The sequence below is a fragment of the Arsenophonus sp. ENCA genome, from assembly GCF_002287155.1.
Taxonomy (GTDB): domain Bacteria; phylum Pseudomonadota; class Gammaproteobacteria; order Enterobacterales; family Enterobacteriaceae; genus Arsenophonus; species Arsenophonus nilaparvatae.
Genome location: NZ_NHNG01000455.1, coordinates 1 through 1747, shown reverse-complemented (window position 1 = coordinate 1747; position 1747 = coordinate 1). Strand labels below are relative to the sequence as shown.

Below are 1747 nucleotides of genomic sequence, written 5' to 3'. Positions count from 1 at the left end.
CCAAAGTTGCTGAGAATGAAAAAACGGCACAGGGTTAACTCAAGGATGCCTCTAAAAACGCCTGTAATCGATTTTGGGCGGTTTTCTTGTGATTAGCCATGAAAAGATACCAATAGCAAAAAATAAACGCACCTAAGAAGATAGGGCGCGTTTTTGTATGGCTGGATTATAATGTCTGAAATGTAATGATTAAGTAGCGTATTTAATATAGCCTGTTTGTTTGCCATAATTCAATCTTACGCTAGCAATCATTGAAGATATCAGATGAGTAAAAAATTCACCCCAACGCCACACGATGCTGTATTCAAGCAGTTTTTAAGTGAGAAAGACACGGCTAAAGATTTTTTTGATATCTGGCTACCGGATGAGATTAAGGCATTGTGTGATTTAGACAGCCTAAAAGTGGAATCTGGCTCTTTTATCGATAGTGGGATGAAAAACTATCAAAGTGATATTCTTTACTCCGTCAGTACCAATAAGGGAAGTGGCTATATCTATGTTTTGATTGAGCACCAGTCCACCCCTGATAAGCTCATGGCATGGCGACTCATGCGCTATAGTCTTGCAGCCATGCACAAGCATTTAGAAGCCGGACACAAGCAATTACCGCTCGTTTTCCCCATTTTATTTTATTGTGGTGAACAAAGTCCTCATCCCTATAGTACGAATTGGTTGGACTGTTTTCATGACAGAAAACTCGCCGAGAGTATCTATACGCAACCGTTTAAATTGGCAGATGTGACAACATTAGAAGACGGTCAGATTATGCAGCATAGGCGAATGGCTTTGTTAACTTTGATACAAAAGCATATTCGTCGACGTGATATGACAGAGCTTATGAATGAAATTGTTACGCTGTTGTCGTATAATTATTATACCGATAATCAGGTTATCACCCTGTTTAACTATCTCATCCAAGAGGGTAATGCCCAAAAGCCAATGGAATTTATCACCGAGATAGCCAAACAATCTGAAAAACACGAAGGAGCACTTATGACTATTGCTCAACAAATTGAAGAAATGGGTATTCAAAAGGGTATTCAAAAGGGCGAAAAACAGGCTTCGATGAAGATAGCGCGGCAAATGCTTGAAAGTGGTATGGACAGGCAATCTGTGATGAAATTTACGGGCTTGACTGATAATGAAATGAGCAACCTGTTTAAAGATTAAACCATGACAGAACGCCAGAAATTAAGCCTCAATCGCCCTAGAAAGGCTTCACAAGAAGAGCGGCCCCAAAGTAACTCAGTTTACCGTAAAAAGGTCTGGGTGAATCCTACGCCCAAAAAACAGGCAAAAAAGCCTCATCCTTCCAAAGTAACAAAACAGCAACCCAAGAAGCCCGTTGTTAAACCTAAACAGGAAGTGAAGGTTAAAATTCCAAAACCACCCATACCACCTAAAAAGCGATTGCCGTTGGAAGAGGCCATCTTACAGACACGAGTTTCGCACAAAACTAATTTGGGTACGCTAATAAAACACGGATGTGCTCAGCAATAGCATTTTTGATTACGTCCCAATTTTGTTGATAAAGGGTTATTTTTTCAGATATACGACGTTTATGTTGTTCAAACCACGCAGAAATAGCGAGAAAAATATGATTTCTTTGCGCTCGGCTCGTGCGAGCCTGACAGCGTTCAATACCACAATTTTGTTTAACTTCTCGATGATAAACTTCAACAGACCAACGGGCATCCATGATAGATTTGACGTATTCACGGGTGGGATTCTCTTTGTTTGTTACTAT

3 protein-coding genes are annotated in these 1747 nt (G+C 40.1%); 2 read left to right on the top strand and 1 reads right to left on the bottom strand.

All coding sequences use genetic code 11. The features are described 5' to 3' along the window. Window positions 1-264: 264 nt before the first annotated feature. Window positions 265-1170: an Rpn family recombination-promoting nuclease/putative transposase gene (locus CBG25_RS11795; RefSeq protein ID WP_290606824.1), complete on the top strand. Its 906-nt coding sequence runs from the start codon at window positions 265-267 to the stop codon at window positions 1168-1170. A 3-nt stretch (window positions 1171-1173) separates the two neighbouring features. Further along, window positions 1174-1500 (top strand): hypothetical protein, encoded by a 327-nt coding sequence (locus CBG25_RS11790; protein ID WP_290606823.1) that lies wholly within the window; start codon window positions 1174-1176, stop codon window positions 1498-1500. Here the strand turns inward: CBG25_RS11790 and CBG25_RS11785 are convergent. Then, window positions 1457-1747 (bottom strand): transposase (locus CBG25_RS11785; RefSeq protein WP_290603789.1); only part of this gene is annotated, 291 nt, incomplete at its 5' end. The two genes, CBG25_RS11790 and CBG25_RS11785, sit on opposite strands and share 44 nt — an antisense overlap.

What these genes read in the sequence shown, in the direction of transcription:
- CBG25_RS11795 (WP_290606824.1), top strand. Translation starts at nt 265, where the DNA reads ATGAGTAAAAAATTCACCCCAACGCCACACGATGCTGTATTCAAGCAG.
- CBG25_RS11790 (WP_290606823.1), top strand. Translation starts at nt 1,174, where the DNA reads ATGACAGAACGCCAGAAATTAAGCCTCAATCGCCCTAGAAAGGCTTCA.